Below are 24,488 nucleotides of genomic sequence, written 5' to 3'. Positions count from 1 at the left end.
AAATCAGCGCGCTGCAGATGCACGCCGTTGACGACGACCACGCTGGTGTCGGCGAGCGCCGGGGCGAGCGCAGTCACCGCGGCGATCAAGGCGGCTGCCAAAGCGTTTCGTGCCGATCCGGTCCGGACGATCATCCCTCCAACACTTCCCGATAGACCTGCGCGGTCAAACGCGCCGTCGCATCCCAAGTATAGCTCGCTGCCCGCTGCCGGCCCCGGGCGCGCATCCCCTCGAGCGCTTCGCCGCCGGCGAGGGCTGCGACTAGTGCCAAGCTCAGCGCCTCGGCGTCACGCGGGGGAAAGGTGAGCGCGGCATCCCCTGCGACCTCGAGCAACGCGGGCGTTTCCGCGACGATGACCGGTGCACCGGCAGCCATGGCCTCCACCGCGGACAGCCCAAAGCCTTCATAGAGCGAGGGCTGCACCGCCGCCGCGCATCCGGCGTACAAACGCGACAAGAGGTCGACTTCTACGTGACCGGGGCGCACAATTCGTCCGTTTTCTCGCGGGTACCTATCTATATCAAACGCAAAAGGAGCGTCTTCCGTCACCACCAGGTCGCACGGTTGCTTGATTTGCTGCCATGCGCGCGCGAGCGTCTCAAGATTCTTGTGCGCGCGGTGATTGCCGGCGTACAGGAAGTACGGTTGCGTGAGGCCGAGACGCACCTTAGCCTCGGCGGCGAAGGACGCTCGCTGCGCCTCATCAAGGCGAAACCGGTCGTCGACGCCGAGCGGTACGACCCGGACGCCGGCCGGCGCGACTCCGAGGAAGCGCTCGAGATCAGGCAGAGTCGCCTTCGCATCGGTGAGGACCGCGCGCGAGCCGCGCGCGACCGGGCTCACCACGAAACGGTAGTACAGGCGGATCTTCCACGAGAAGTATTCCGGATATCGCAAGTGGATGAGATCGTGGATCGTATAGAGGTGCGGCAGCGGCGACCAGCGCGGCGCGTACACCGACATGTAGTGCGCGATGCACGGGCGATCGCGCTCGGCGGGGCGCAGACGCCGAAGCAGCCGAGGCAGAGCGATCTGCTCGGCCAGCGATGCATTGCTGGCCATGCGTTCGCTCACGCGCTGGAGGCTGGCGCCGGGACCGACCCGCAGATCTGCGTTGGTCACTACGGTGAAGCGCAGGTCCGGGGCGACCGCCGGCAAGCGCATCGCCAATTCACGCACGTACGCCTTCATGCCGACGGACATCTGGCGCGTCAGTCGCGCATCGAGTACGACCAGGCCGCCCGTCATCGGGCCCTACGCCAAGCCTTGGTGGCGACCACCGCCGGGTAAAGCGCGCTCCACCAGCTCACGTACAGCCCGCGCCAGCCATCGAGGATGCCCGCGCGCACGACTGCGAGCCAGACGGCGCGCAACGGTACGACGCACCACGCGCCGAGCACGTCGAGCAAGGTCGACCGTCCGTGCTGGGCCTCCAGGGACGTATAGCGCGAAAAGCGCGCGCGGTATTCCTCAAGGCTTGCGTATGAATGATGTTCGAGAACGCCTTGAAGCTCGACGGTCGCTCCGTCGGCCACCCAAGCCTCGTGCAGCGCATACTCCGTTTTCCCTCCGCGCGCCTTAATACGGGCGCGCCCGGTGCGGAAAAGCCGCACCAGTCGATCGGGCCACCAACCAGCGCCACGGATCCAGCGACCGCAGAAATAATTGCGGCGCGGGATCGAGTAGCCCGTCGCGTCCGCCGGCATCGGCAAGAGCGCTATCTCCTGCGCAAGTTCCTTCGAGACGCGTTCATCAGCGTCGAGCACGAAGGTCCAGGGCGTTTTCACGTGGGCCGCTGCCGCCTCTTTCGCGCGCGCAAATCCTTGCCACGGAACCTTCAGGACTTGTGCTCCATGCTGCTGCGCGATGGCCGCCGTCGCATCGACGGATAGCGCATCGTACACCAATGCGCGAGCGCCCGCCGGCAATGCCGCAAGGCAGTCGCCGATGCGCGCAGCTTCGTTGTACGTCAATATGACGAACGTGACGTCAGAGAAATCCACGAAGATCTTTCTACGCGAAAGTACTAGGCACCGATGCGGGCGACCGACTCTCCGCTGCCCTCAGCCCCGTGCGCTCGGGCGTATTCGATGCAGGCTTGCATGAAGCCGTTGTACAGCGGCGCCGGCCGGGTCGGCCGCGATTTGAATTCCGGATGCGCCTGCGTCCCCACGAACCAGGGGTGCGAGGGCAGTTCGATGATCTCGACCAGATCCGCGGCGAGATATTGGCCGGAGAAGCGCATGCCATGGCTTTCGAATATCTCGCGATACTGGTTGTTGAACTCAAAACGATGGCGATGCCGCTCGCTGATCTCCGTCTCGCCATACGCTTTGTGCGCGAGGCTGCCGGGCGTGAGCGAACACGGGTAGGCGCCAAGTCGCATGGTTCCACCCATGGTCTGCAGGTTGCGCTGGTTCTCCATGAAGTCGATGACCGGGTGCGGCGTGTCGGGCTCCACCTCGCGGGTGTGCGCGGCTTCCAGGCCGCAGACGTTGCGCGCGAACTCGACGCACGCCAGCTGCATGCCATAGCAGATCCCAAGGAAGGGCACCTTCATCTCGCGCGCGTGCCTGATGGCGGCGAGTTTGCCCTTGATGCCGCGCGCGCCGAAGCCGGGTGCCACAAGAATGCCGCTGGCGCCGGCCAGCGCGGCCACGCCGCGCTCCTCCAAAGCCTCGGAGTCGACGCGCAGCACTTCCACCGCCGCGCTGTGGGCGATGCCAGCGTGGTAGAGCGCCTCGTTGATCGAGATGTACGCGTCCTTCAGCTCCACGTACTTGCCGACCAGCGCCACGCGCACGGTCTCCTTGGGGCGTTGGATGCGGCGTACGACCGCGCGCCATTCCTCCAAGTCGAGCTCTCGATCTCCGAGCCCGAGCTTCCGGCATGCCAGTTCCGCCAAGCCCTCGGCCTCGAGGTTGAGGGGCACTTGATAAATGCTTTGAGCGTCGCGGCACTGCACGACCGCGCTCGGCTTGACGTCGCAGAACAGCGCGATCTTCTGCTTGATCTCGGGCGTCAGCGGATACTCGGTGCGGCACAGGATCGCGTCGGGCTGAATGCCGATCGCGCGCAGGTCGCGGACGGAATGTTGCGTCGGTTTGGTCTTGAGTTCGTCCGCTGCGCCCAAATGTGGGATCAGCGTGAGGTGCATGTACATGACGTTCTCGTCGCCGATGTCTTGCTTGAACTGGCGGATCGCTTCGAGGAACGGCAGCGATTCGATGTCGCCCACCGTGCCCCCGACCTCGACCACGCAGACCTCAGCGTTGCTCGCCATGGCGACGCGCTTGATGCGGTCCTTGATCTCGTTGGTGATGTGCGGGATGACCTGCACCGTCGCGCCGAGATAGTCGCCGCGCCGTTCCTTGTCGATCACCGCGCCGTAGATCTGGCCCGTGGTCACGTTGTGCAAGCGCGTCAGGTTCTCGTCGATGAAGCGCTCGTAGTGCCCTAGATCCAGGTCGCTTTCCGCGCCGTCTTCGGTGACGAAGACCTCGCCGTGCTGATACGGGTTCATCGTGCCGGCGTCGACGTTGATATACGGGTCCAGCTTCTGGATGCTGACCGCGACGCCGCGGCTTTTCAGCAGCCGGCCCAGCGAGGACGCCGCGATGCCTTTGCCGAGCGACGACGCCACGCCGCCGGTGAAGAAAATGTACTTGCTCATGACGGCCTTACAAAGACGAAGACCCGGTCGCCTGCGACGCGGGTCTCATCGTGTCGTGCGCGGTGAACCTTCACCTGGACGCAAATCATGTACTTGTATATTCGCCCGGTGGCATTGGTCTCCTTTTGCTACGAGGCTACGAGCTTCGCGTCCAGGCTGATCGGCACGGCGGCCAGCGCCTTGGACACGGGGCATCCGCTCTTGGCCGCGTCGGCGTGTGCCTGGAACGCCTGCGCATCGAGGCCGGGGACTGATACCTCGGTGGCCAGCTCGATCTTTGTGATGCCGAAGCTATCGCCGACCTTCTCGATGTGCACGGAAGCTTTCGTGTGGACCCGTTCGGGGACATGACCTGCCCCCGCGAGGCGCCCTGCGAGCGCCATCGAGAAGCACGCGGCGTGAGCCGCCGCGATCAGCTCCTCCGGATTCGTCCCCGTGCCTTGCTCGAAGCGCGAGCTGAACGAGTACGCGCCTTGATACGCTCCGCTTCCGAGACTGACGCTTCCCTTACCGCCGCGCAAATCGCCCTGCCAAACCGCATCGCCTGTCCTGACCGGCATGTGCTTTCCTTTCGTTTCCTTGACGGGTGCTTACACCAGCCACTCGTGCGGCTGGAAAAAAGTCATCGCTTGTTCTTCGCGGCTGCCCGCTTCAGGCTGCCAGCCGTAATCCCACCTCGCCAGCGGCGGCAGCGACATCAGAATCGATTCCGTGCGCCCGTGCGTCGCGAGGCCGAAGGAGGTGCCCCGATCGTACAGCAGGTTGAATTCCACGTAGCGCCCGCGCCGGTACGCTTGAAAGAGCCGCTCGCGCTCGCCGTAAGATTCACCGCGCCGGCGCGACGCGATCGGCGCATAGGCGTCCATGAACGTATCACCGCACGCCCGCACGAATGCGAAGGTCTCTTCGGGATCGCCGCGCAGGTCGTCGAAGAAGATGCCCCCGACGCCGCGCGCCTCCTTTCGGTGCGGAAGGTAGAAATACTCGTCGCACCAGCGCTTGAAGCGCGGATAGTACGCCGGATCGAAACGATCGCACACGTCGCGCCAGGTGCGGTGGAAGTGCGCGACGTCCTCCTTATATGGATAATACGGCGTGAGATCGCTCCCGCCGCCGAACCACGCGTCGTCGCCGCGCTCGAGATAGCGGAAGTTGGCGTGCACGGTCGGCACCATCGGATTGTCAGGATGCAGTACGAGCGACACTCCGGCGGCGAAGAAGCGCCGTTGGCTTCCGCCGAGCTTGCTGAGCGCCGCAGCGTCGAAATCGCCCCATACGGCCGACGTGTTCACGCCTGCCTTCTCGAACAGCGCTCCGCCGCTTAGAATCTGGGTGAGCCCGCCACCGCCTTCCGCGCGCTCCCAGCGGTCGGCGCGGAAACGCGCGCCGCCGTCCATCGTTTCCAGCGCCACCACGAGCCGACGCTGCAGATTTTCGAAATATTCCTGCGCGCGTTTGGCAAGCGGCGTGGCGGTGCTCGTCCCGCTCACGTGCCGGCGATGACCATGCGGGCTCGGCCGCTTGCGTCGGGGCGCAGTTCGACCTGCGCCGCCGGAAAAGCACGGCGGGCGATCTTCAGCAGCCCGTCCGCAGTCGAGGGTCCGCATTCGCAATAGACCCTGCCGCCGGGCGCGAGATGCCGGGGCGCCGCGGCGAACAAACGGCGGTAGACGTCCAAGCCGTCGGCGCCTGCGAAGAGCGCTTGATGCGGCTCGAACGCCCGGACATCCTCATGAAGCTCGGGATCAGCTTCGCGCACGTAGGGTAGATTTGCGACGATCGCGTCAAACCGCTGATCCGGCGCGACGGCGTCGAAGAGATCGCCGAGCACCAACGAGACGCGATCCTCGAGGCCGAGCTGATCGACGTTCTGGCGCGCGACGTCGAGCGCGTCGGCGCTCGAATCCGTGGCGGTCACGCGCGCGTCGCTCAGGTGGTACGCCAGGGCGCAGGCCACGGCTCCGCTGCCCGTGCCGACGTCGACGATCTCGGCGGATCTGCCCGGCCAATCAGCCACGACGGCCATCACGAGTTCTTCGGTTTCTGGACGCGGCACCAGCGCCTTTCGGTTCACCGCGATTTTGAGTCCGCAGAACTCTTTCGAGCCGACGATGTAGGCGATCGGCTCGCCGCGCGCGCGGCGTTCGGCTAGGGCCATGAGCGCATCGCGCCGGCGTCCGTCCAGCCGGCTGTCGCCATAGGCGATAAGCGCTGAAGCATCGAGTCCGATGACGTGACTCGCCAGCACACGGGCATCCAGCGCCGGCGTATCCGAAACTCCGAGCAATCGCCGGCGGCACGCCTCCATGGCGCCGGCGATCGTGACGGCATCAAGCGACGGCATCGCCGGCCAGACGCTTGCGCTCCTCTTCGGCGAGCAGCGCCTCTACCACATTATCGAGGTCGCCTGAGAGGATGGCTTTGAGATTGCCGGTCGAGAGTCCGATGCGGTGATCGGTCAAACGGTCCTGCGGAAAATTATACGTTCTGATCTTCTCGCTGCGGTCGCCGGTCCCGACTTGCGAACGGCGCGCACTCGCAGTCGCCGCTTCCTGCTCGCGCAGCTGCTTCTCATACAGGTGCGCGCGCAGCAGTTGGAGCGCCCGTTCCCGGTTTTGCAGCTGCGAGCGCTCCTCTTGGCAGGAGACGACCACGCCGCTCGGCTTGTGCGTGATGCGCACCGCCGATTCAGTCTTGTTGACGTGCTGGCCGCCGGCGCCTTGCGCGCGATAGGTATCGATCTGCAGATCAGCCGGGTTGATCTCGATCTCCACGCTCTCGGCGTCGGGCAACACCGCCACCGTCGCGGTCGACGTGTGGATCCTGCCGCTCGCCTCAGTGGCCGGCACGCGTTGCACCCGGTGCACGCCGCTTTCGTGTTTGAAGAGCCGATACGCGCCCTTGCCGCGCGCCGCGAAGATGACTTCCTTATAACCGCCGGCTCCGCTCTCGCTCGAACTCACGATCTCCGTGCGCAAGCGATGCGCCTCCGCGAATTTGAGGTACATGCGCAGCAGATCGCCGCCGAACAGGCTTGCTTCGTCGCCGCCGGTGCCGGCGCGGATCTCGACAAAGATGTCCTTATCGTCGTTTGGATCTTTTGGCACCAGCAGCGCGCGCAGCAGCGTTTCGTTCGAGGCGACCTGATCGCGCAGGGAGGCTACCTCGGCGCGCGCCATATCGGCGATCGCCTGATCGCTGTCGCGGGTCATCGCTTCGGTTTCAGTGAGCTGGGCGCCAAGGCGCAGCTGCTCGCGCCGCGCGTTGACGATCGGCTCGAGCGCGGCGCGCTCCTTGGAGAGGCGCCGATACTCGTCCGCGTCAAAGGCGCTGCCGAGCGCGGCGACTTTGCTTTCGATTTCCTCGAAACGCGCTTCGATCGCTCGTAAGCGAGCATCGAGTGTTCGTGTTTGGTCCATGTCAATACGTGCCGCGGGTTAGCCGCGGCTGCGATGATCGCGCGAAGTTTATTTCGACTTCGGCGATTTCGTCTTCGCCGCGACCTTCTTCGCTTTGGGCTCGGCCGCGGTCTTCTTGGCCACAGCCTTGGGCTTCTTCGGCGCCGCTGCTTTCTTCGGCGCCGCTGCTTTCGCGCTCGTGGCCTTGACTGATTTCTTCGCCTTTGCTTTTGGCGCTGCAGCTTCTGCGGATTCGGCCTCCTCGACCGCCTCTTCGACGACGGCCTCAGCGGTGGCGACGGCATCGACCGCCTCTTCTATGGCTTCGACGGCTTCGGAGCGCGTCTGCGCCGCCTTCTCGGCCGCGGCCTTGCGCGCGGTTTCCTGAGCTGCAGCGACGGCTACCGCTTTGCCGGCCTCTGCTTCGGCGGCGTCCTGCGCCGCCTTTTTGACTTTGGCTTCCTCGGCAGCTCTGGTCTTCTTCGTCTTTTGGCTCTCGACCGTGCCGTACTTGGTCATGAACTTCTCGACGCGGCCCTCGGTATCGACAAATTTTTGCTTGCCCGTGAAGAACGGGTGGCACGCCGAACAGATCTCGACGTGGAGCTTCTCGACGGTTGAGCCTGTGGTGAACGTGTTGCCGCACGCGCAAACCACCGTGGCTGTAAACCACTTGGGGTGGATCTTCTCTTTCACTAGTATCCTCTCTGCGGCGCTGCCCGGCCGGTGCATCGGCGACAATTTTGTCCCGCATCCGGCCACGTGCGCCAAGCGATAGTATAGCACAGTTGGCAAGAGGGGCCTAGACGGCGCCACGCCGCGCGTGATGTAATGCGCAAATCCATGTAGTGCCGGGGCTTTAGCCCCGGATAGGAGACCTCCGATGGCTTGGATACCGCTCGCGGGCACCGCCCTTTCTTTGATCACCCAAAAGGGCGTCGATGCTGCCCAAAGCACCATGCTGGCCATGGATGAAGCGCACCAGCTCATGCTGCAAGCCCGTCAACTGCAACATCAGGCGGTCATGGATGACCGCAGCGAGGTGTTCAACGAGGCGATTCAAGAGCGCTCCGAGCGCATGCGCGAGCGCAGTTTGCTTGAAGATCTCGACATGACCGATCGCAAGATCGACGACAAGATCACGAAGGAGTGGATCGGTCTCATCCGCGGCCAGTAATTTGAATGCCGGAATTGTAGTGCCGGGGCTTTAGCCCCGGAAGTACCGTCGTCCCCCTGCAACGGCCATGGTCTAAAAGCCATGGCCGCGCCGCGTTCTCGCTAAGAAATGTAGCGTTCCGAGCGAAGCTCGGACGTCCTAAACTGTAGCCACGGACCTTTAGGTCCGTGTAGCGTTGGTGGGCGATCGAGGACTCGAACCTCGGACCTCATCCTTATCAGGGATGCGCTCTAACCACCTGAGCTAATCGCCCGCGTCGAAACACTTTCATTCTGCGCTCCGTGTGCGCGCCCTGCCGTTGCGCGAGGAGCGCCGAACGGGAGAAAACTCCTACGCGCGTCGAAACTTCGAACAGCTTGGGGGATTAGCTCAGTTGGTAGAGCGCGTGCTTTGCAAGCATGAGGTCAGCGGTTCGAATCCGCTATCCTCCACATTCCGAGCTTCGCTCGGAACGCTACGTTTTTCGCTTCGGTTTAGGTGGCGGGGCCGATCCAGACCGCCTTCGCGTTGACGAATTCGCGAATCCCAAGAACGCCAAGTTCTCTTCCGTAGCCAGACGCTTTCACGCCGCCGAACGGCAGGCGCGGGTCCGACTTGACCATGCCATTGATGAACACCGAGCCCGCATCGATGCCGCTGATGAGTCGCTCTTCTTCCGCCTTGTCGCGCGTCCAAGCGCTGGCACCCAGGCCGAATGGCGTTTCATTGGCGATGGCGACGGCGTCGGCGAGATCGCGCGCGCGGAACACGAGCGCGACGGGCCCAAAAATCTCTTCACCTTCGAGCGTGCGATCGCGAGGCGTGTTCCCGATGATCGTGGCTTCGTAGAAGAATCCGGCGCGAGCTATGCGCTTGCCGCCCGTCAGCACTCGGCCGCCCGCTTTGACGAACGCCGCGACCTGTCTCTCGAGCGTCTCCACTGCGGCTTGGTTCACGAGCGGTCCGATGTCGGTCGCCTCGTCCATGGGATCGCCGACGCGTAGTTTCTTGAAACGCTCGACGAAGCGGCGCTCGAACTCATCGGCGATGCTCTCTTGGATGATGAAACGCTTTGCTGCGATGCACGATTGACCGTTGTTGATGGTGCGCGCGCTGACTGCGGTCGCCACCGCCGCGTCGAGATCGGCGCTGGCCAACACGACGAACGGATCGCTGCCGCCGAGCTCGAGCACGCTCTTCTTCACATGCTTGCCAGCCGCGGCTGCCACGCTGCTGCCGGCGGCATTGCTGCCGGTCAGCGTCACCGCGCTCACGCGTTCGTCCGCGATCACGTTTTCCACCGCGTCCGAACCGATCAGCAGCGTCTGGAAACAGCCCTCGGCAAATCCGGCCTGGCGCAGGACGTCTTCGATCGCGAGGGCGGCTTGGGGCACATTCGACGCATGTTTGAGCAGACCGACATTGCCCGCCGCAAGCGCCGGCGCGGCAAATCGGAAGACCTGCCAAAACGGGAAGTTCCAGGGCATGATCGCAAGCACCACGCCGAGCGGCTGGTAGCGCACGAAACTGCGCGCGGCGTCGGTCGCAACGGCTTCATCCGCGAGGAAGCGTTCGGCGTTCTCCGCGTAATAACGACACGCCCACGCGCACTTCTCGACCTCCGCGATCGCCTGCTTCAGCGTCTTGCCCATCTCGGTAGTGAGCAGCTCACCGTAGCGGCGCTTGCCGTCGTCGAGGAGCTGGCCTGCGCGCGCGAGCCACGCGCTGCGTTGGGCGTGCGAGGTCGTTCGATGTGCCCCGAAGGCAGCGCGCGCCCGGTTCAGTTTCTCATCGAGCTGCGCCGGCGTGAGCGCATCGAAGGTCTTGAGGACCTGCCCCGTTGCCGGGTTGACGCTTGCGATGGGCATGGCCGGCGCTTTTACATCTCCGCAGGCGTGGCCGCCTGCTTTTTCTGTTTGGCGAGCGCCGCCCGATACTCGTCGAGCATCTCCAGTTCGCCGGCGCTCGCAAGGGTATCTTGATGCAACGTCTGCCAGTTACGCGGCACGCTGCCCAAGACGGGCCGTCTCGTCCGGGAGCGCCAGATCGCAAAGAAGATGATTCCGAAAAGCACCCAGGTCGGACCGGCGATTCGTCCCACCGGGTGCGTCAGCAGCGTGAAGATCAAAATCGAAAAGATGCCGAGCAGCCCAACGACCGACAAGAGCGATACGTCGCCATGGCGCCCGCCGATCGTCATCTTGACGTTGAGCGGCATGCGGAAGGGACGCGGCGCCGCTGTGTCGGTGAATCGCAGCGTCATGAGCGCGACGAAGACGAGCGTGTACGAGAGCGCCGCACCGAATGCGTACAGATCGAGCAGGAAGCTGATCGCCCGGTCGCCCTGCAAGTACGCAGCGATGAGTTCGATGAATGCCACTCCCGAGAAGACGAGGATCGTCAGCACGGGCGTACGCGTGTTGCGATTGACCTTCTGAAACCATGCGGGGAGCAGTTCATGCTTGCCCATCGAATACGCGATCCGCGACGCGCCGTAGACTCCAGAATTGCTGGAAATCATCAGCAGCAGTGCGCCGATCATGGGTACGAAGTAGGCCAACACCGAGCCGACGTACGGCAGGGTGGCGGCGAGAACCGCGATCGCCTTGTCGTTGTTCTGCGTGTTACCGAGGACCGCGAAGAGCGGCGTTGTCGTGCCGTGCTCATCCGTCACGCCGGGGAGGCCCAGCACCAGATTGGAGTATGACAACGCAAAAATCAAGATCGTGAGGATGAGGGCGACGGACGTCCTCGGCATGATCCTCGACGGCCGCTGCGTCTCTTCGGCCGCCTGTGAGATGCTCTCGAGCCCGACGAACGACACGATCGCGAAGGAAACACCTTTGAGCAAATCGTCGGTCGACGGCCAGTTCATCTGCATCGTATGGATTAGCACTTGCGGATGCCAGGCCAGCACGAACCCGCATGCCAGGATGAATGTTTCGGCGCAGATATCGACGGCGGCCACGAGCTCGTTCACGCGCGACGAGTGCCGGACGCCGCTGACGTTGAGCCACGTGAGGAACGCGGCCACGGCGACGACGCAGGCGAAGTACCAGTTGTGGTGGGCCGGTTCGGCCAGCCACGGGATCAACTTCGGCGAGCTGACATACCCGATCGTGAACCATGCGAAGAGGCTGATGTCGATGGTGAAGTCGAGCAGCACCGCCCAGCCTGCGATGAAACCCATCAGGTCCCCGAGGGCGCGGGTGACGAAGAAACAGCCGCCGCCGGCGATGGGGTACGCCGCTGCGAGCTCCGTGTACGCCAAGCCGATGCAGACGTAGACGATGCCGGCGAACGCGAACACGATGTTCGACGCCCCGGCGGCGACGCCGACGACGGCACCAAGCGCCACATAGATGTCGGCGCCGATATCCGCGTATCCCCACGAATACGATCCCCACGTCGTGACCGCACGACGGAGATCCGCTTGGCTCTTAGCCACGCAGCCTCCGCGAGCGGGATTCCATCGGCGCCTGCATGAGTTTTCCCGGCATTCGCGCGCTCACGGGGTTTTCCCGCGTCGCATGCCAGACCAGCGTCCGCCGAGGAAATCGCTTGGTGCGCTCGAACGAAAGTGCCGCAGGGAGAACAACTCATGCATACCAGAGGGTCGCTCGTTGCCATTGCGCTCCTGCTCAGCATTGTGGCCGAGGCGGACGGATGCGCGAAGAAAGACACAGCCAGCGGCGGCGCCGCGCAGGCCTCTCAGGCGCCCATGCCGTTTCGCAACGAGGTGGCGTTTCAGTTCAGCGACGTCAGCGTGACCACCGCAGGTCCCAACCTCCTGCGCCTCGGCTTCAGCTTGCAAAACAACGCGAAGGATTCCGTTTTCTGCGATTCATCTGTGTTCACGGTGAAACTCACCGACGGCTCGGTGATCGCCGCCGACACGTCGGCTGAAGATAAGTGCACTCCGGACACGCTCGATCCGGGTCAAACCGCACAGGCGACCATGTACTTCAATCTGCCGGCCGGCTATACTGGGCCGATCGAGCTTTCAATGTCGGGGACAAACGCGATCATCGGTCGCGGCACCACCACGATCAAGTGACGCGTGGCGGGAGCGCCACGGCCAGTGCGTGAATAGCGAAAGTCTCGGGGGATTAGCTCAGTTGGTAGAGCGCTTGCATGGCATGCAAGAGGTCAACGGTTCGACCCCGTTATCCTCCACCATAACAAACTCGTTATAACCTGCAAGGGAGTGGTCATGCCGCCTTTGTCTCAGCTTCGAAGCTTTTGCTGTGCCTTGGGGCTTACTCTTTGGGTGACAGCGCTCGCCGGATGCACGAGCGGATCCGGCACTCCATCGTCGCCCGGCAATAATCCGACACCCAAACCCTTCTACGTCGGCAATTCCAACGGCAACAGTGTCACTAGCTACACCGCGGGCGCAACCGGGAACGTCGCGCCTAGCGCCACCATCAATGGCGCAGCCACCAATTTCCTTACGCCTACCGGCGTGGCAGTCAACAATGGCCTCCTCTACGTCGCCAATTCCGATGGCAACCGCATCGTTGTCCTCGCCGCGGGTGCAAACGGCAACGCCACTCCGGTTGCCACTTACATCGGCGCGAGCACGGGGCTCAATCGCCCCTACGGCGTCGCCGTCCAAGCCGGCTTCATCTACGTCGCCAATTCCGCCGGCAATAGTATTACGGTTTACCCGACCGGTTTCACGGGCAGCGTCAACGCCGCCCCCAGCGCCACCATCAGCGGCGCAAACACCGGACTCAGTGGCCCCGTCGGGGTGGCCCTCGATGCCATTGGCAATATCTACGTCGCCAACGCTCCCAGCAATATCAAGATCTTTGCCCCCGCCGCAAGCGGCAACGTCTTTCCCACTGCGACCATCGGCGGCGGGAACACCGGACTCAGTAGCCCCGTGGCCGTGGCCGTCCAAGCCGGCTTCATCTACGTCGCCAATTCAGGTAACGACAGCATCACGGTTTACCCTACTGGTTTTTCCGGCACTACCAATGTCTTTCCATCGTTCACGATCAGCGGCGCAAACACCGGACTTCATGGCCCCCAAGGCGTAGCTCTCGATGCCGCAGGCAAAATCTACGTCGCAAACCCCGGCAACAATAGCGTCACGGTCTATGCCGCAGGTGCGAGCGGCAACGCCACGCCCATTGCTACGATCAGCGGCGCAAACACCGGACTCTCGTTCCCCGTGGGCGTGGCCTTTTAAAGCAGTCGTTTCATGGATAGCGCGTGAAGGGCTTAAAGCCAAAGGTGGCCCGAAGGCGATCCACTGCTCCGCCCCACGTGCTCGGGAACCCGCCATAGTGACTGCGCCCCGCGCCGTCCACGACGAAGCCCGCTCTAACGATTGTCGTCGCGAGCTTTGACTGGTCGATGGTTTGCTGAACGTTTTGTGCTTCGTGCAATACTTGCGGCAGAAAGTCCGCAAAGTTGCGGTAGGGCGGCGTTTCGGTCGTTACGAGTCCCACCTTTTCCAGCTTGATCGGTCTTCGACCCACGTTGACGGCCTCGACGAGTATCCAAGGCGTGTCGGAGTCGCCGTAGTCCAAACCCGCCGGGGGGCTCATCCCGTACTTAGCCAGCGTGCTGCGAACTTTCTCATCAGCCCCAGGGCTCGTCATTCGCGTGTCGCGCCTGACTTTGATAAGGAGGCGTGCTGCATCACGGCGGTAGGCGATAAACGAGAGAATCGCACCCAGAAGGCCCGCGATTCCACCGATCAAACCGATCCAGTCCGCAACGCTCATCGTCACATTTGGCACGTTCGCTACGTAGGGTCGGACCCCATTATCCTCTAAAACATTTCGGCATGCTATTCATGGTCGTCGAACGCTTCAAGCATGGCGATACGATTCGGATCGGCGAACGCTGCCCGAAGGGGTCCTTTACCACGCCAGCTGGGTGGACTCAGTCGGCGCTCGCTGCTTCCAGGTCATGGAAGCACCCGATAAAGGGGCAATAGACCTTTGGGTCCGCCGCTGGGACGACTTGATCGACTTTGAAATCGTACCGGTCCTGACGTCCGCCGATTTCTGGGCCAAGAACTAAAGCTGAAAGCTAGGCCGTCATTCCCGCAGGATAGCGCAGGCGGTGGTCGCGTGGGCGTACAGCACGCCGTTTTCGTCCGTCAGGCGCGCCTCGGCCGTCGCGGTCGAGCGGCCCACGTGTATCACCTTTGCTTCGCAGAACACGCGGCCGGTCTTCACGGTCAGCGCCTTGAGGTAACGCACGTGCAGGTCAGTCGTCGTGCAACCGACGCCGGCCGGAAGTTTCGAGAAGATCGCCGTGCCGAGCGCCGTATCGAACAGCGTGGCCGCAAAGCCACCATGGACCACGCCGCCGCCGTTATACAGATGCCCGCCGATCGGCGCCGAGAACACCACGCGCCCGGGCTCGACCTCGACGATGCGATCGATGCCCATGAGCGCCGCCATCGGCGGCGGCGGCATCTCGCCGCTTTGAACCGCCTTCAGCCACTCGAGCCCGCTCATCGCGCGGTCGCGCTCGCGATCTGGGCTGTACCAGGTCACCGTCAGGGTCTTGGGCTCGCCCTTAAACGTCTTCAAGCTGCACTCGCTTATAATAGATGAGTTCCCGATCACCCGGGTCGATGTTGTCGATGTGACCGCTGCGCTCGTATCCCAACCGTTCGAGCACGTTCTGCATCCGGACATTCGATTCATTGGTGGAGGTGAAGACGTCTCCATCACAGCGCCTTTCGGCATCTGCGAAGAGCGCGCGGGCGACGCCGCGCCGCCGGAACTCGGGTCGCACCACGAGCATCGACATGAAATCGCGCCGGAAAAACCCGCGATGCACGATCGAGTATCCGACGCGCTGGCCGTCGATGCGCGCGATGGTGCAAGTGCCGGCCGCGATCTGCGCGCGATACCATTCGTCCGCTCGCGGGGTTCCCGGGACCATCGCGTCGAGGCCGACGACGAAGTCGAGATCGTCGGGCGTGGCCCGTGAGAGTTCAACGTTCACGCGGTCACAATAGTGAGAACGAAGTCTCCTATTGTGGGGGGATCGTGATCTGGGCGGAGATGGCGCGATCCGCCAGCGTCCGGATATCCAGCAGATTGGCGGTGGTCACCTCGTCCAGATTGTTGCGGTGCAGTGCCGCCGTGATCCGCTCTGAGAGCGACGCGAGATGGTAGCGCGCCAGCGCGCGCGCATCCGACGGCGTTCCCGGGTCGGGTTTGAGCAAGATGTGCGCGAGTATCTCCGCGTAACGGTGTTGCACCGCGCGGTGGATCGAGTTCACGCTTGACAAGCCCCCACGCGAAAGATCTCCGTAGATGCTCGAGTCCGTCCAGTCGTACAGGTCGCTGATGCTCATCGTCTGACCGCGTGAGGTCGTGCGCGATTCGAGACTGACCAGTCGCGAAAGCACCGCGGGTTGGAACATCAAGCGGAGCAGCCTCGATTGCAGCAGCAGCGCGCTCTCCTCGTACGGGAAGTCGAGCCGCCCCGCTCCGTTGACGTCGGTTTCCCAGTGCGAATAGCGGCTGTCACCGGCGCTGTTCAACAGCGTCGGAGAAACTCTCATCGCATTGTCGCTGAACGCGTATTTGTCAAGCAGCTCGTAAGCCCGGCGCTCCTCCGCGCGAGCCACCGGCGTGAACGGGATCTTCGCGTTGGGGTCGCCGCGGTGGTTGCGCGTGAAGTGCTCCGCTCCGATATAGCGCGTCGCGAACAGCGTATAGCGTCCCCAACTGTTCATGATGGTGACTATATCGCGCCGCACGTCCGCGTAGCTGCGGCCCTGCAGCGGCCGGCGCGATGCGAGGCTGTCGAGCAAGCGTCGGTCGATCGACAGCACCCCCTCCGCGTACGAGAGCGCGTCGTTGCTCAGCTCGAACTGCACCGCTCGCGGGTCGGTGGCAAAACCGCTGTTCCACGAAACGTCTTCGTCCGTCGCGTAGGTCAGCTCCGGCTTAGTGGACTGGGCTGCGATCGAATCGAGCACGGGCTTCTCGCCTTCGGTCGAACTCGCCGCGATCGGCTGGTATCCGTATCGTATCTGGAAGTAATCCCACGGGCCGATCAGGGTCTGGAAGAAATCGCCTTGCGGCTTGCCGTGCGGCGACAGGTTGACCGGGGTGTACTCCATCACCGAGCCCACGATCCCGTGCGAGCGCGTGAAAGCCTTGTTCCGCACCTGCGCGAGGCTGTAGACGTTATGGCTTTGGAAATTATGACGCAGCCCGAGCGTGTGCCCGAACTCGTGAAGCATGATGCTCTTGATGCCGTCGTTCACGTACCAGTCGGGGTAGCTGCCGCCCGACGCGAGTTTGCCATCCAACGACAGCGCCAGGAAGCCCCAGCTCATCTGCTGGATCGCCTCCGCGGCGAAGTCGCAGTCACGCAATTGACATGCAAGGTCTTGCGCTGGCGTGCGCGCGGTCGTCGGCTGGATGATCTCATTGTAGTTCACGCCGAACGAGCGCGCGATGTTCGCGTCCATGATCACCTCACCGCGGAAGATCTCGCCCGTCAGCGGGTTGGTGATCGATGGTCCGGCGGCGCCGAATGCCGGGATGTCCGTCGTGGCCCAGCGCACGATCGAGTAGCGCGCGTCATCCGGATCCCAGTTCGGGTCGGCGGGCTGTTGGCGCACTTCGATCGCATGCGTGATGCCGATGGCCTCGAACGCCTTGTTCCACTCGAGCATCGCATCGCGCAGCGGCGCGCGATATTGATCGGGCACCTCGTCGAGCAGGTAGAACACGATCGGGTTCTTGGCCGGCGACACACGCGCGGTCGGATCGGCTTTTTCGACGCGCCAGCGGTTGATGTAGCGCACGAAACTGGTGTCGGTCTTGTAGTTGTCGTACTGGCGCCGGGCCGTGAGGAAATAGCCCATGCGATCATCCGCGAGCCTCGCGCGGTAGTTCTCGTCAGGCAATTCCAGCAGGCTGTAGTGCACGCGCAAGAACAGACTGCGCGCGTCCGGCACCACGTCGATGTTGTCAGGCACCGACGAGGACATCGTCAAATCGGATTCCAGCTCGACATTCTTGGGGAACGCCTTTGTCGGACCGAAATAGCTCAAGCGCGGGCTGAGGTTGTAGTGCGCTTGTGGATTTGAGGTGTTGAAGTTGATTTGGTTGGTGACATCGATGATATCGCTCAAGAAGACGTCTGCGGGGAACACGATGTTGCCGGTCGCCTTATCGATCGCCGTGATGCCGTCGGCACTGATCACGGATGCCGGGTATGACGACGCGACGCTCAGCGCCGCCGCGGAGTTCGGACGCGCCTTGCCGTAGGGGTTTTGCTCCGTCGTGACGATGCGGTCGCCGGCTTTATGGAACTGGATCAGCCACGATCCGAAGGGGATGCCGGACACCAGGAACTTCGACGCGTCCACGCCGTTGACCAGGGTCGGCACCATGAGGTAGTTCGTGTCGAGCTGCGTCGGCGCGATCTCCAACGACACCTTGCCGGCCTTGCGCCAGACCGTGAAAAGGCCGTGTTGGGCCGTGGCGCCGTCGGTGAATTTCTCGTACGGCATGGCGCCCTCGGCAGCGGAGCCTTGCGTCGGTACGGGCGTTATGGAGATCGGAATCGCTCTAATGGTGTCTGCGGCGGTCGCCGGCGCGCAGATTGAAACGACGAAAACAAGAGTGGCAATTGCAGCAATTGCCGCACCGCTGTATCGCAAGTTGGAGCCTCCTTGGGTCCTTCTGGTTGCCCTGATGCGTCAGCGCACGTGGCGACCGTGCTCGCGCACGAAAATGATGACGGTACAACGCCATTACGACGGGCGCCGCGCGTCGCCCTATCTGGCGGAAGGCTGACGGGACGCGTCGTACTAGCCCGTAGCGTGGACAAGCAAACTGCTGGGCTGGCCTTCGGCTTCCTGACCCGGATTGTACCGCTGGCGGCCGCCGAAATGAGACGTCTGCGTGCACGGGCGTCGCGCATCGAAGATCCCGCGGTGCGGCGCGAGGCGCTTGCCAGCATGCGCCACAAGGACTTTCACGTCCACGGCGGCTGCATTCTCGCCACGTTTCTCGGCGACGTGGCCGCGCGCCACTACGTCCGGCTGGTGGCGGCGTACGAGACCGCGGTGGATTATCTCGACAACCTGTGCGATCGGCTCGGCGCCGAGGCCGAAGATGATTTCCGCGCGCTTCACGAGGCGCTGCTCGACGCGGTCACGCCCGGCGCGCCCTTGCGCGATTATTTCCGGCATCGCGATCACCACGATTCGGGCTATCTCGCCGGCCTCGTGCGCGAATCACAGCAGGCGTTTGCCGCGCTTCCGGCGCTGGAACAAGCACGTGAGTCCATCCTCGACGTCACCGCCCGCTACGCGGAGCTGCAGGCTCTCAAGCACCTCGCGCCGGGAGAACGCGAAGTCCGTTGCGAGGCCGCGTTCGCCTCCGTGGCGCCTGATCTGCGCTGGTGGGAAGGCGCTGCTGCCTGCGGGTCGACGCTGCCGACCTTCGCGCTAGCGTTCGCCGCCTCTAGCGCCGACTGCACGCCGGCGCGCGTCGCCGCGCTGCACGAGGCATATTTCCCCTACGTCTCCGGGCTGCACATCTTGCTCGATTACTTCATCGATCAGGTCGAAGATCGCGAACACCGTGAACTCAACTTCGTCGCGTGCTACCCGGACGAGAGCGAAGCGCGCTTCGGGATCGTGCGGATCGCGAAAACTGCGATCGCGAGGGCGGCGCGGCTTGACGACGCGGAGCGGCATATTTTTGCACTGCGCGCGATGTGCGGTTATTACTGCACAAGGCCGGCTGCGTTGCGCTCGCCGCTGCGCCTGACCGCTGAGGACGTTCTGCGCGCCGTCGGCATCGACTGGTCGATGCAGGGCGCGCGCACCTCGATGATGCGCCCGCTGCTGGACCTGTACGCGCGGCTCGCGAAAGCGTAGGGACTACTAGTCCGAGTTTAGATTTTGCCGAGGCACGCCTGTAAGCCGGGTTCTGTGCACGCTCCTTAACGGAGCGGCGGCGACCATCTCTCTGCGGCGTCCGTCACCGGACGGCTGATGCGACATAAGTGGGGTCGGGCGGGCAGCCCGCGCCGAAATCGGCGATCCCATCCGTCTTGCTCCAGGTGGGGTTTGCCCGGCCAATGCCTCTCGGCACTGCCGGTGCGCTCTTACCGCACCATTTCACCCTTACCGCTTGAGGCGCGACCTTTCGGCCGCACTCCATGCGGCGGTTTGTTTCTGTGGCACTTTCCTTCGAGTCGCCCCGACCAGCCGTTAGCTGGCACCACTGCCCGATGGAGCCCGGACTTTCCTCAAGCCCGACTTTCGTCGGCCCTGCGATCGCCCGGCGTGCTCGGCCAAGGCATTATAGCATAAAAAGGGATAAGGGGGACTATTTGGCGTCGCGGCGGCGCGATAAGGATTTACGCGAAGCAAAACCCTCATCGGTCGCATGCCAGAACCCGACCTGCGCCTCGTCCATCTTCCAGCAGAGATTCACGAGCTGACCGCCGCGCAGCGCGGGGAAATCCACCAAACCCAGATCCATATCTTTGAGGGTGCAGCCGTGTCGCTGGATCGCCTCCACCAGGCGCGTCACTTCGTCGCGCAGTGCACGCGTCTGATCTTCACGGACGAGCGCGCGCGGAGATCCGCCTTCCTCCGGCTCGAACCCGCGCGCGACGCCGGCCTCGAGCAGTGCGATAGCGTGATCGCGCCTGCGTTGAACCAGGCGCTCCAGCATCGGCCGGATGATGGGCAAGAGCGCGGTAGCTTCTTCGAGTCTGAAGATCTTCAAAAATGGCGACCTTTTCGGTGGCGATGCAGGCTGTTTTCGCGCAGGCGCGGTCCGCGTCCCCTTGAGCGGGGCCTCAGCCGACGAATCGCCAAGTACCTAGGAGACGTGAGTTCGAAGCAAATCGACCAGCCATTGCCGTCACCTGAAGCCGCGCAGCCGCCACCGGCCAGACATTTCGTCATCGTCACCGGCATGTCCGGGGCGGGCAAGAGCAATGCCGCGAAGTGCCTGGAAGATCTGGGCTATTTCTGCGTCGATAATCTCCCGCCGAGTCTCATCCCGAAGTTCGCCGAGCTGACACTCTCGAGCCGCAACCTCAACCGCGTGGCGCTCGTGCTCGACATCCGCGGCGAGGAGATGTTCGGCAACGTGCTGGGTCAGTTGCGCTCGCTCGAGCACGAGCAGATCCCCTACCGGGTCGTCTTCCTCGATGCCAGCGACGAGATGCTCGTGCGGCGTTACTCCGAGACGCGGCGCAAACATCCGCTCGATCGGGGCCGCATCATCGACAGTATTCTGGCGGAGCGCGCGGAGCTCAAACCGATCCGCGACGCCGCCGACGTCATCATCGACACCACCACGCTCACCCTTGCCGCGCTCAAAGAAAAACTTGGGCACGCCACCGAGGGTACCGCGCGCGCTGACGTTCTCACCGTTTCCGTGGTGTCGTTCGGTTACAAGTACGGTGTGCCGCTGGATGCCGATCTCGTTTTTGACGTACGCTTTCTTCCAAACCCGAACTACGTCGATGAGCTGCGGCTGCTCACGGGCGCGCATCCGGCCGTCATCGCCTTCCTCGAAGCTGACGAAGAGGTCAGCGCGTTCAAGAACCAATTGTTCGGGTTTCTCGACTACCTCGTGCCGCGCTTCATGCGCGAGGGCAAAGCGCACCTGACGATCGGCATCGGCTGCACGGGCGGGCGCCATCGGTCCGTCTATATAGCCAACGAACTCGCCGCCCACTTGCGCACGAAGCGCGTCCGCGCATTCGTGGAGTTCCGCGATGCTCAACGGTAGGACGACGCCCGGCATCTTCCGTTGGCTGCGCTGGCTTGCGCCCGGTATGAAGGTCAAACGCTGGCTGCTGCTCGCCCTCGCCGGCGGCTTCCTATTCCTCAACGGCTTTGGGCGACTCCTGAGCGGTCATAATTTCTATTTCCAGATCAACGGCTATATCGATCGCCAGCTCGTCGCGCGCGACGGCATCTCCGTGGTCACCATCGAGTGGGTCTTCATCGCCGTCGGCCTGGTGTTGGTGTATTTCGGGATACGTCAGTGGATGCGTTCGATCGTGTCGGCGGTGAGCCCCAAAGGCGAGCAGCAACTCGTCGATCGGGTGTATGAGAGGCGGCAGCTCGATCGCGGCTATCGCATCGTCGCCATCGGAGGCGGCACCGGACTATCATCGCTGCTGCGCGGCCTCAAAGAATATACTACCAACCTCACGGCGATCGTGACGGTCGCCGATGACGGCGGCTCCAGCGGCCGGCTGCGCCACGAACTCGGCGTGTTGCCGCCCGGCGACATCCGCAACTGCCTAGTAGCCCTCGCGGACAGCGAGTCCATGATGACCGACTTGTTCGAGTATCGCTTCAACGAAGGCGACGGTCTCACGGGCCACTCCTTCGGCAACTTGTTCTTGGCGGCCATGTCTGGGATCGCCGGCGACTTCGATAGCGCGATCAAGGAGAGTTCGCGCGTTCTCAATATCAAAGGCCGCGTGCTGCCCTCCACGCTCGCGAACGTCGCGCTGGAAGCCACGTTGGAGGACGGCACGGTCGTGCTGGGCGAGTCGAATATCTCCAAATCCAAATCGCCGATCCGCTCCATCCGGCTCGTGCCCGAATCGTGCGAGCCGCTTGACGAAGCCATCGAAGCCATCCTCGCCGCCGACGCTATCGTGCTAGGTCCGGGCAGCCTGTACACGAGCGTCATGCCGAACTTGCTCGTGCCGGGCATCGCGGAAGCCGTCGAGCGCTCGATGGCGCTCAAGGTCTACGTGTGCAATATCATGACCCAGCCTGGTGAAACCGATGGCCTGAGCGCGGCCGACCACGCGCGAGCGCTGCTGAACGGCACCGGGAAGATGCTCTTCGACCATGTGCTGGTCAACATCGAGCAGCCGCAACGCCTGCTCAAGCGATACGAGTCTGACGGCGCGTACCCCGTCAAAGCGGATCTCGAGCGGCTGACGGAGCTGCGCCTCGGCCCCGTCACCGGCAACTTCGTCTCCGAGACGCAGTTGGTCCGCCACGACCCGCAACACCTCGCGCAAAGCGTGATGCATTTGGTGCTGGAACGCGTTCAGGGCCCAGGCCTGATCCAAGAACTGAGTCCGGCGACGACCTAGGTCTTCAAACCTTCTGCAAGCTGTCGCGCTGCGATCCGCAAGAGCTCTTCTGCTCGCGCGATCGCCTCGCCGGAGCTGACGCCGAGCGACACGATTGAAACCGCTCGCTCGATCCCCGTCTGTTCCAACTCGTCCGGGGACAATTCGACCCTGCCCGCCACGGCGACCGTCCGAATCCCCTTCGCGCGGGCTGCCTGAGCGACCGCGAACGGGGCCTTGCCGGCAAGCGTTTGTCGGTCGAGCTTCCCCTCGCCGGTGACGACGAGATCGGCGCCATCCAGCGCCTGGTCGAAGCCGATGACCTCCAGCACCAGCTGTGCGCCCGGTCGCAAGCGCGCGCCGGCCAGCGCGAGGAAACCTCCGCCCACGCCGCCCGCCGCTCCCGCGCCGGGAACGTCGCGCATGTCAACTCCCGTGGTCCTAGCCGCGATCTCGGCGAACCGCGCTAGCGCCGCATCGAGCTCGATCACCTCCGCGGGCGACGCGCCCTTCTGAGGTCCATAGATCGCTGACGCCCCATTGGGGCCGCACAACGGATTGCTGACGTCGGACGCGATGTCGATGGCGATGCCGCGCAGCCGTTCTTCCAAAAGCGCCGTTTCGATCGTCATGAGGCCGGCAAGCGCAGCGCCGCCGGGCGCCAACGATCGCCCCCGGACATCGAGAAACCTCGCGCCCAAGGCGGCAAGAGCGCCGCTGCCGGCGTCGTTGGTGGCGCTGCCTCCGATCGCAAGGATGACGCGCCGCGCGCCCGCTTCGATCGCCGCATCGATGAGCTCTCCGGTGCCATAGGTGGTGGCAGTTCTTGGGTCGTTCTTGCCGCGCGCGACCAGCGCGATGCCGCTGGCGCGAGCGAGCTCGACGACGGCGACCCCTCCATCGCCCAGGAGCCCGAATGACGCCTCGATGGGCTTCCCGTCCGGACCCGTGACGCTGCGCGTCACCTCTCGTCCGCCCAGCGACGCCAGCAGCGCCTGCGCGGTTCCCTCGCCGCCGTCCGCCACCGGCTTCTGCACGATCGCCGCGTCGGGGAATACCTCAGCGAAGGCGGCGGCGATCGCGGCGGCCGCGGCGGCTCCGCTCAGGCTGCCTTTGAACTTGTCAGGAGCGATGACGATCTTGCGGGGGATCATGAATTTTCCGGGGCTAAAGCCCCGGCACTACACTACGCTGACTTGAGCGTTTCGGGGTTCACCGCGTTGGGCGGCGGCAAGCCCTTGAAGAACGCGATGACATTATTCGCCGCCATCTCCGCCATTTTGCCTCGCGTCGCGTGACTGGCGCTGCCGATGTGCGGCAAGAGCACGGTATTGGGCGCGGCGATCAGGTCGCTTGAGATCTTCGGCTCGTTCTCGTAGACGTCCAGGCCTGCGCCGGCGATGGTGCCGTCGCGCAACGCTTTCACCAGTGCGGCTTCTTCGATCACCGGGCCGCGTGAGGTGTTGATCACGCAAGTGGAGCGCTTCATCTTCGCGAGCGTCCCCGCGTTGATCAAATGTCGCGTTTCCGGCGTCAGCGGCGTGTGCAGCGTGATGAAATCGGCCGTTCGCAACAGCTCTTCGAATGGCACCCGGCGCGCGCGCAATTCGCGTTCGACTTCCGGCAGCGGCGGATAATCGTCGGAATAGATGACGTTCATCTCGAAGCCCAACGCTCGCCGAGCCACGCCGCGCCCAATGCGGCCAAAACCGACGATGCCCAGCGTAGCGTGGTGGACGTCGTGACCCAACAGCTGCATGATGCCCCAGCCGCCCCACGTTCCGGAGCGGGTCAACCGATCGGCCTCGGCCAGGCGCCGCGCCGTCGCCAAGATCAGGGCAAAGGCCAGATCGGCGGTCGTGTCGTCGAGCACGCCCGGGGTATTCGTCATGACCACGCCGGCAGCCGTACCGGCTGCGATATCGAGATTGTCATAGCCGACTGCCACGTTCGCCACGATCTTCACGCTCGGGATGGCTCGCAAGACGTCGGCGTCCACCTTCTCGGTGAGCAGGCATACAAGCGCGTCCTTGTTCGTGCAGCCTGCGACCAGTTCATCACGTGTGGGGGGGCGGTCATGCGGCCACACTTCGCAATCGAAGTGCGCCTTCAAAAGCGAAAGCCCCGCGTCCGGAATCACCCGGCTGACGAAAACGCGAGGCCTGCTCAACGCAAATCCTAGAA

At 63.7% G+C, this 24,488-nt stretch carries 23 protein-coding genes, 3 tRNA genes, 1 other RNA gene and 1 pseudogene; 9 read left to right on the top strand and 19 right to left on the bottom strand.

Going from position 1 to position 24,488, the window contains the following annotated elements:
* Window positions 1-130 precede the first annotated feature (130 nt).
* The 8 genes and pseudogenes from VN934_09180 to rpmE all read right to left on the bottom strand — a co-directional run bounded on the left by VN934_09180 (window position 131) and on the right by rpmE (window position 7,768).
* Entirely contained in the window at window positions 131-1,249 is a 1,119-nt protein-coding gene (locus VN934_09180; GenBank protein ID HXM18970.1) for a glycosyltransferase family 1 protein, read from the bottom strand.
* Window positions 1,246-2,004 carry a glycosyltransferase family 2 protein gene (locus tag VN934_09175; protein ID HXM18969.1) on the bottom strand — a complete coding sequence of 253 codons (759 nt, stop codon included), beginning with the start codon at window positions 2,002-2,004 and terminating at the stop codon, window positions 1,246-1,248. Before VN934_09175 ends, VN934_09180 begins: the two co-directional genes overlap by 4 nt.
* 23 nt (window positions 2,005-2,027) lie before the next feature.
* Window positions 2,028-3,674: a CTP synthase gene (locus tag VN934_09170; protein HXM18968.1), complete on the bottom strand. Its 1,647-nt coding sequence runs from the start codon at window positions 3,672-3,674 to the stop codon at window positions 2,028-2,030.
* A 128-nt stretch (window positions 3,675-3,802) separates the two neighbouring features.
* A complete protein-coding gene (locus tag VN934_09165) occupies window positions 3,803-4,234 on the bottom strand; it encodes an OsmC family protein (GenBank protein ID HXM18967.1) in 432 nt (143 codons plus the stop codon).
* Between the two features lie 30 nt (window positions 4,235-4,264).
* Window positions 4,265-5,164, bottom strand: a complete 900-nt coding sequence (hemF, locus tag VN934_09160) for an oxygen-dependent coproporphyrinogen oxidase (protein HXM18966.1) — start codon at window positions 5,162-5,164, stop codon at window positions 4,265-4,267.
* Window positions 5,161-6,018, bottom strand: coding sequence for a peptide chain release factor N(5)-glutamine methyltransferase (gene prmC, locus VN934_09155; GenBank protein HXM18965.1), 858 nt, complete (start codon window positions 6,016-6,018; stop codon window positions 5,161-5,163). Before prmC ends, hemF begins: the two co-directional genes overlap by 4 nt.
* Window positions 6,005-7,093: a peptide chain release factor 1 gene (gene prfA, locus VN934_09150; GenBank protein HXM18964.1), complete on the bottom strand. Its 1,089-nt coding sequence runs from the start codon at window positions 7,091-7,093 to the stop codon at window positions 6,005-6,007. The genes prmC and prfA overlap by 14 nt, the downstream gene beginning before the upstream one ends.
* 483 nt (window positions 7,094-7,576) lie before the next feature.
* Window positions 7,577-7,768, bottom strand: a pseudogene (rpmE, locus tag VN934_09145) (50S ribosomal protein L31).
* 187 nt (window positions 7,769-7,955) lie between these two features.
* Here rpmE and VN934_09140 point away from each other — a divergent pair.
* The gene (locus tag VN934_09140; GenBank protein ID HXM18963.1) at window positions 7,956-8,249 is read left to right on the top strand and encodes a hypothetical protein; all 294 of its coding nucleotides are present in this window, start codon (window positions 7,956-7,958) and stop codon (window positions 8,247-8,249) included.
* 176 nt (window positions 8,250-8,425) lie between these two features.
* Here the strand turns inward: VN934_09140 and VN934_09135 are convergent.
* Window positions 8,426-8,502: transfer RNA gene (locus VN934_09135), tRNA-Ile, on the bottom strand.
* Window positions 8,503-8,607: 105 nt separating this feature from the next.
* On the opposite strand from VN934_09135, the gene VN934_09130 reads away from it, so the two are divergent.
* A tRNA-Ala gene (locus tag VN934_09130) sits at window positions 8,608-8,680 on the top strand.
* A gap of 42 nt (window positions 8,681-8,722) precedes the next feature.
* Here VN934_09130 and VN934_09125 read toward each other — a convergent pair.
* Together VN934_09125 and VN934_09120 are read right to left on the bottom strand one after the other, a co-directional pair.
* Entirely contained in the window at window positions 8,723-10,096 is a 1,374-nt protein-coding gene (locus VN934_09125; GenBank protein ID HXM18962.1) for an NAD-dependent succinate-semialdehyde dehydrogenase, read from the bottom strand.
* 11 nt (window positions 10,097-10,107) lie between these two features.
* Window positions 10,108-11,676, bottom strand: a complete 1,569-nt coding sequence (locus VN934_09120; protein HXM18961.1) for an APC family permease — start codon at window positions 11,674-11,676, stop codon at window positions 10,108-10,110.
* A gap of 153 nt (window positions 11,677-11,829) precedes the next feature.
* Here VN934_09120 and VN934_09115 point away from each other — a divergent pair, with 153 nt between their 5' ends.
* From VN934_09115 to VN934_09105, 3 genes are all read left to right on the top strand, one after another.
* Window positions 11,830-12,285 carry a DUF4352 domain-containing protein gene (locus tag VN934_09115; protein ID HXM18960.1) on the top strand — a complete coding sequence of 152 codons (456 nt, stop codon included), beginning with the start codon at window positions 11,830-11,832 and terminating at the stop codon, window positions 12,283-12,285.
* A gap of 46 nt (window positions 12,286-12,331) precedes the next feature.
* Window positions 12,332-12,407: transfer RNA gene (locus VN934_09110), tRNA-Ala, on the top strand.
* A gap of 91 nt (window positions 12,408-12,498) precedes the next feature.
* Complete coding sequence (locus VN934_09105) at window positions 12,499-13,425, top strand: NHL repeat-containing protein (protein HXM18959.1); 927 nt, start codon at window positions 12,499-12,501, stop codon at window positions 13,423-13,425.
* 10 nt (window positions 13,426-13,435) lie between these two features.
* On the opposite strand, the gene VN934_09100 is transcribed toward VN934_09105, so the two are convergent.
* From VN934_09100 to VN934_09085, 4 genes are all read right to left on the bottom strand, one after another.
* On the bottom strand, window positions 13,436-13,966 hold the full coding sequence (locus VN934_09100; protein ID HXM18958.1) for a hypothetical protein: 531 nt from the start codon (window positions 13,964-13,966) through the stop codon (window positions 13,436-13,438).
* A gap of 318 nt (window positions 13,967-14,284) precedes the next feature.
* A complete protein-coding gene (locus VN934_09095) occupies window positions 14,285-14,785 on the bottom strand; it encodes a PaaI family thioesterase (GenBank protein ID HXM18957.1) in 501 nt (166 codons plus the stop codon).
* Window positions 14,772-15,206 (bottom strand): GNAT family N-acetyltransferase, encoded by a 435-nt coding sequence (locus VN934_09090; protein ID HXM18956.1) that lies wholly within the window; start codon window positions 15,204-15,206, stop codon window positions 14,772-14,774. The genes VN934_09095 and VN934_09090 overlap by 14 nt, the downstream gene beginning before the upstream one ends.
* A 28-nt stretch (window positions 15,207-15,234) precedes the next feature.
* Window positions 15,235-17,739 carry a zinc-dependent metalloprotease gene (locus VN934_09085; protein HXM18955.1) on the bottom strand — a complete coding sequence of 835 codons (2,505 nt, stop codon included), beginning with the start codon at window positions 17,737-17,739 and terminating at the stop codon, window positions 15,235-15,237.
* 40 nt (window positions 17,740-17,779) lie between these two features.
* Here VN934_09085 and VN934_09080 point away from each other — a divergent pair, with 40 nt between their 5' ends.
* Together VN934_09080 and VN934_09075 are read left to right on the top strand one after the other, a co-directional pair.
* A complete protein-coding gene (locus VN934_09080; protein HXM18954.1) occupies window positions 17,780-18,025 on the top strand; it encodes a hypothetical protein in 246 nt (81 codons plus the stop codon).
* Window positions 17,938-19,116 (top strand): DUF2600 family protein, encoded by a 1,179-nt coding sequence (locus VN934_09075; GenBank protein HXM18953.1) that lies wholly within the window; start codon window positions 17,938-17,940, stop codon window positions 19,114-19,116. The genes VN934_09080 and VN934_09075 overlap by 88 nt, the downstream gene beginning before the upstream one ends.
* Window positions 19,117-19,140: 24 nt before the next feature.
* On the opposite strand, the gene rnpB is transcribed toward VN934_09075, so the two are convergent.
* Both rnpB and VN934_09065 read right to left on the bottom strand, forming a co-directional pair.
* Window positions 19,141-19,534, bottom strand: an RNA gene (rnpB, locus tag VN934_09070) — RNase P RNA component class A.
* 36 nt (window positions 19,535-19,570) lie between these two features.
* Window positions 19,571-19,975, bottom strand: coding sequence for a DUF2203 domain-containing protein (locus VN934_09065; GenBank protein HXM18952.1), 405 nt, complete (start codon window positions 19,973-19,975; stop codon window positions 19,571-19,573).
* Between the two features lie 105 nt (window positions 19,976-20,080).
* On the opposite strand from VN934_09065, the gene rapZ reads away from it, so the two are divergent.
* Together rapZ and VN934_09055 are read left to right on the top strand one after the other, a co-directional pair.
* Window positions 20,081-20,992: an RNase adapter RapZ gene (gene rapZ / locus VN934_09060; GenBank protein HXM18951.1), complete on the top strand. Its 912-nt coding sequence runs from the start codon at window positions 20,081-20,083 to the stop codon at window positions 20,990-20,992.
* Window positions 20,979-22,325: a gluconeogenesis factor YvcK family protein gene (locus tag VN934_09055; protein ID HXM18950.1), complete on the top strand. Its 1,347-nt coding sequence runs from the start codon at window positions 20,979-20,981 to the stop codon at window positions 22,323-22,325. Before rapZ ends, VN934_09055 begins: the two co-directional genes overlap by 14 nt.
* On the opposite strand, the gene VN934_09050 is transcribed toward VN934_09055, so the two are convergent.
* Both VN934_09050 and VN934_09045 read right to left on the bottom strand, forming a co-directional pair.
* Window positions 22,322-23,458 (bottom strand): glycerate kinase, encoded by a 1,137-nt coding sequence (locus VN934_09050; GenBank protein ID HXM18949.1) that lies wholly within the window; start codon window positions 23,456-23,458, stop codon window positions 22,322-22,324. The two genes, VN934_09055 and VN934_09050, sit on opposite strands and share 4 nt — an antisense overlap.
* 32 nt (window positions 23,459-23,490) lie before the next feature.
* Entirely contained in the window at window positions 23,491-24,474 is a 984-nt protein-coding gene (locus VN934_09045) for a D-glycerate dehydrogenase (GenBank protein HXM18948.1), read from the bottom strand.
* Between the last annotated feature and the right edge of the window lie 14 nt (window positions 24,475-24,488).

It is taken from the genome of Candidatus Tumulicola sp. (assembly GCA_035601835.1).
Lineage (GTDB): Bacteria > Vulcanimicrobiota > Vulcanimicrobiia > Eremiobacterales > Eremiobacteraceae > DATNNM01.
Note: the sequence above shows the minus strand (reverse complement) of the source record. Positions and strands in the feature narration are given on the sequence as shown.

Excerpts from the sequence above, each read along its gene's own strand:
- VN934_09180 (HXM18970.1), bottom strand. The coding sequence starts at position 1,249 with ATGACGGGCGGCCTGGTCGTACTCGATGCGCGACTGACGCGCCAGATG.
- VN934_09170 (HXM18968.1), bottom strand. The coding sequence starts at position 3,674 with ATGAGCAAGTACATTTTCTTCACCGGCGGCGTGGCGTCGTCGCTCGGC.
- VN934_09165 (HXM18967.1), bottom strand. The coding sequence starts at position 4,234 with ATGCCGGTCAGGACAGGCGATGCGGTTTGGCAGGGCGATTTGCGCGGC.
- prmC (HXM18965.1), bottom strand. The coding sequence starts at position 6,018 with ATGCCGTCGCTTGATGCCGTCACGATCGCCGGCGCCATGGAGGCGTGC.
- prfA (HXM18964.1), bottom strand. The coding sequence starts at position 7,093 with ATGGACCAAACACGAACACTCGATGCTCGCTTACGAGCGATCGAAGCG.
- VN934_09140 (HXM18963.1), top strand. The coding sequence starts at position 7,956 with ATGGCTTGGATACCGCTCGCGGGCACCGCCCTTTCTTTGATCACCCAA.
- VN934_09125 (HXM18962.1), bottom strand. The coding sequence starts at position 10,096 with ATGCCCATCGCAAGCGTCAACCCGGCAACGGGGCAGGTCCTCAAGACC.
- VN934_09115 (HXM18960.1), top strand. The coding sequence starts at position 11,830 with ATGCATACCAGAGGGTCGCTCGTTGCCATTGCGCTCCTGCTCAGCATT.
- VN934_09100 (HXM18958.1), bottom strand. The coding sequence starts at position 13,966 with ATGAGCGTTGCGGACTGGATCGGTTTGATCGGTGGAATCGCGGGCCTT.
- VN934_09085 (HXM18955.1), bottom strand. The coding sequence starts at position 17,739 with ATGCCGTACGAGAAATTCACCGACGGCGCCACGGCCCAACACGGCCTT.
- VN934_09080 (HXM18954.1), top strand. The coding sequence starts at position 17,780 with ATGGAGATCGGAATCGCTCTAATGGTGTCTGCGGCGGTCGCCGGCGCG.
- VN934_09055 (HXM18950.1), top strand. The coding sequence starts at position 20,979 with ATGCTCAACGGTAGGACGACGCCCGGCATCTTCCGTTGGCTGCGCTGG.
- VN934_09050 (HXM18949.1), bottom strand. The coding sequence starts at position 23,458 with ATGATCCCCCGCAAGATCGTCATCGCTCCTGACAAGTTCAAAGGCAGC.